Here is a 3206-nt window from a genome sequence, read left to right on the forward strand (position 1 = left end):
CACCGATCAGTCGGAGGCTCTGAGATTCGTCGCGTTCGTCGACCGCGTCTACGACGCGCAGATCCCGATCCGCGCCACCGGGGTCGCCCTCGACCTCGTCTTCGGCGAGGAGATGCTGGCCGGCGGGTACCGCAAGAAGTACCTGCGTGCCATCTCACGGCTCAACGCCTCGACGCACTCCTGAGCGGCGTTTCCATGGCCGCCTCGCGGCATCCCGAAATCTGATGTTTACATGGGGCGGGTCGCCGTAACCTCCGCGAAACACGACGCGCACGCCAGGGGAAACCCGAAGTGGTCAGACTAGGCGGACCCGACGCTACACCTGCGTCCCTGCAGAGAGGTTCCACTCGAGATGGATCAAGGCAATACCGCATTCATTCTCCTCGCAGCCGCACTCGTCCTATTGATGACGCCAGGTCTGGCGTTCTTCTACGGCGGTCTGGTCAAAGCGAAGAGCGTCATCAGCATGATGATGCTCAGCTTCGGCGCAATGGGCCTGATCGGCGTCCTCTGGGTGCTGTACGGCTACGCCATCGCCTTCCCTTCGGCTGATGGCATCGTCTTCCCGTGGTCGATCGACCTGTCTGCCCTCGGCCTCAACAGCCTGCTCACCACACCCGAGGACGCGGCCTACCCGCCGCTGGCCTTCGTCGCCTTCCAGGCGACGTTCGCCATCATCACCGTCGCGCTGGTCTCCGGAGCGATCGCCGACCGAGCCAAGTTCGGGGCGTGGCTCGTCTTCGCCGGCCTCTGGGCGACCATCGTCTACTTCCCCGTCGCCAGCTGGGTGTTCAACTTCGGCCTCGCCGAGGACGGCAGCTTCGCGTACGGCGGTTGGATCACCTATGGCATGCAGACGTGGTTCGGCGTCGGTGCGATCGACTTCGCCGGTGGCACCGCGGTGCACATCAACGCCGGTGCTGCCGCGCTCGCCCTCGCGCTCGTCCTCGGCCGCCGCGTCGGGTTCTCGAAGGGCATCACCGTCCCGCACAACCCGCCGTTCGTGCTCCTCGGCGCCGGTCTGCTGTGGTTCGGCTGGTTCGGCTTCAACGCGGGCTCCGAGCTCGCGGCCGACAACACCGCCTCGCTGGCCTTCGTCAACACCATCGCGGCGCCCGCAGCCGCACTGCTGACGTGGCTGATCGTCGAGAAGATCAAGGACGGCAAGCCGACCTCCGTCGGTGCCGCCTCGGGCGCCGTCGCCGGTCTCGTCGCGATCACCCCCGCATGCGCCTCGCTGCACCCGATCTGGGCGATCGTGCTCGGCGTCATCGCCGGTGCGGTCTGCGCTCTGGCGATCGAGCTCAAGTTCAAGTGGGGCTTCGATGACTCGCTCGACGTCGTGGGCATCCACCTCGTCGGCGGTCTGATCGGAACGCTGTACCTGGGCTTCTTCGCCAACGGCACCGGCCTGTTCATGGGCGGCGACGGAACGCAGCTCCTGGTTCAGGCGATCGCGGCCTTCTCGGTGCTGATCTACTCGTTCGTCCTGGCCTGGATCATCGGATTCCTCATCCAGAAGACCATGGGCTTCCGCGTCAAGAACGAGGACGAGGTCGCCGGCATCGACACCATCGTGCACGGCGAGGAAGGGTACGTCCTCGCGGACACCCGGCCCTGACCGATCCACACAGCCCGAAGGGGCGTCGCGGTCAATCGCGGCGCCCCTTCGGCGTTCCCGCCCCGCGCGCGTGGGTAGGGTGACACCGTGATGGCACGACGCGGACTCTTCAGCTCGATCGCGCGGCTCTTCGGCGGCAAGGCCGGGGGAGCGGCGACCGCCACTCGTGAAGCGGCCGGCCGCACGGGTGCGACCGCGACCGCCGGGGTGACGCCTCCGGCGCGGAACGGTCTGCGCATCTCGTACGCGCCAGATCCCGACGGCGATCCCGATGCGGGCGAGATCGTCTGGACCTGGGTGCCGTACGTCGAGAACGACGGTCGCGGCAAGGATCGCCCCGTGCTCGTGATCGGCCGGCAGTCACGCGATCGGGTCTACGCGGTGCGCCTGACCAGCAGGTCCCACGACGGCGACCGGGACTTCCTCGCGATCGGAGCGGGCCCCTGGGACTCCCAGCAGCGCCCGTCGTGGATCGACATCGAGCAGCTCTACAGCGTGCACGCGGAGGGCATGCGGCGCGAGGCAGCCGCGCTGGATCGGGAGCGCTTCTCCCGCGTCGCGGACGCACTGCACCGGCGCTACGGCTGGGCCGTCGGGGGCTGATCGTGGTGGGCGATACCAGACTCGAACTGATGACCTCTTCCGTGTGAAGGAAGCGCGCTACCAACTGCGCCAATCGCCCATCGGCCGTGCGGGGCCGGTTCACGATACTACCGGATGGCTCGGGCCGGAACGAACCCGCGGGCGCACGGCACGTGCGGCGCGTCATGGTTTTGCGCTCGCCATTTTCTCGGCTAAAGTTGCACGAGTGCCCGGAGCGATCCGGAAACGCGGATGTAGCGCAGTTGGTAGCGCACAACCTTGCCAAGGTTGGGGTCGCGAGTTCGAGTCTCGTCATCCGCTCGAGTGCAGGGGTCTCCTTTCGAGGAGGCCAAGGCACGTGGGGTCAAACCACACGCGGTGGCGTGGCCGAGCGGCTAGGCACCGGCCTGCAAAGCCGTTTACACGGGTTCGAATCCCGTCGCCACCTCAAGAACACTGTCACCTTTCACTCCAACTCAATAGCCCGAACGGGCGCGATTGGCGCAGCGGTAGCGCGCTTCCCTGACACGGAAGAGGTCACTGGTTCGATCCCAGTATCGCGCACACAGAAACACCCCGGTTCATCCGGGGTTTTCTCGTTTCCGATGACGACCGATTGTGCCTGCGTGGGAGTGAAGGTCTGCCGGAACAGCGTTCGCATCGGTGTTAACGGGTACCGCTAGTGTTCGCGCATGACCTCGCAGTATGAGCAGCTTCCCCGCTCTGCCCCGGCCGTTACGGCGGAACCTGGGTGGCACCCCGATCCTGGGTATCCCAAATACCTGCGCTACTGGGACGGCACGGGCTGGACGGCGCATACGTACAAGATCCCTCGCGACAAGCGCGTCTGGGTGGCGTATCTGCTCTTCTTGCTGTTGGGTGGCCTGGCAGCTCATCGGTTCTACCTCCGGCGCCCTGTTTCGGCCGTCGGATTCATCGTCTTGTACTGGATCGGAGTCGCCGGCACCACCGCGGTCATCGAATCCGTGAGGACGAGCGCCCA

General features: G+C 66.2%; 4 protein-coding genes and 4 tRNA genes. 7 read left to right on the top strand and 1 reads right to left on the bottom strand.

Annotation, left to right across the window (positions count from 1 at the left end; translation table 11 throughout):
• The 3 genes from zapE to VNT50_RS01755 all read left to right on the top strand — a co-directional run.
• Positions 1–184, top strand: a 184-nt coding sequence (gene zapE / locus VNT50_RS01745) for an AFG1/ZapE family ATPase (protein ID WP_325483390.1), incomplete at its 5' end; no start/stop codon positions are given.
• Positions 185–352: 168 nt separating this feature from the next.
• Positions 353–1621, top strand: coding sequence for an ammonium transporter (locus tag VNT50_RS01750; protein ID WP_325483391.1), 1269 nt, complete (start codon positions 353–355; stop codon positions 1619–1621).
• A 90-nt stretch (positions 1622–1711) separates the two neighbouring features.
• Positions 1712–2224 (top strand): type II toxin-antitoxin system PemK/MazF family toxin, encoded by a 513-nt coding sequence (locus VNT50_RS01755; RefSeq protein WP_325483393.1) that lies wholly within the window; start codon positions 1712–1714, stop codon positions 2222–2224.
• A gap of 3 nt (positions 2225–2227) precedes the next feature.
• Here VNT50_RS01755 and VNT50_RS01760 read toward each other — a convergent pair.
• Positions 2228–2303: transfer RNA gene (locus tag VNT50_RS01760), tRNA-Val, on the bottom strand.
• Between the two features lie 148 nt (positions 2304–2451).
• Here VNT50_RS01760 and VNT50_RS01765 point away from each other — a divergent pair.
• The 4 genes from VNT50_RS01765 to VNT50_RS01780 form a co-directional block, all read left to right on the top strand.
• Positions 2452–2524: transfer RNA gene (locus VNT50_RS01765), tRNA-Gly, on the top strand.
• A 56-nt stretch (positions 2525–2580) separates the two neighbouring features.
• Positions 2581–2651, top strand: a tRNA-Cys gene (locus tag VNT50_RS01770).
• 44 nt (positions 2652–2695) lie between these two features.
• Positions 2696–2767 (top strand) — tRNA-Val (locus tag VNT50_RS01775).
• Between the two features lie 128 nt (positions 2768–2895).
• Positions 2896–3206, top strand: a 311-nt coding sequence (locus VNT50_RS01780) for a DUF2510 domain-containing protein (RefSeq protein WP_325483392.1), incomplete at its 3' end; no start/stop codon positions are given.

The organism is Microbacterium sp. (assembly GCF_035554235.1).
Classification (GTDB): domain Bacteria; phylum Actinomycetota; class Actinomycetes; order Actinomycetales; family Microbacteriaceae; genus Microbacterium.

Excerpts from the sequence above, each read along its gene's own strand:
- VNT50_RS01750 (WP_325483391.1), top strand. The coding sequence starts at position 353 with ATGGATCAAGGCAATACCGCATTCATTCTCCTCGCAGCCGCACTCGTC.
- VNT50_RS01755 (WP_325483393.1), top strand. The coding sequence starts at position 1,712 with ATGGCACGACGCGGACTCTTCAGCTCGATCGCGCGGCTCTTCGGCGGC.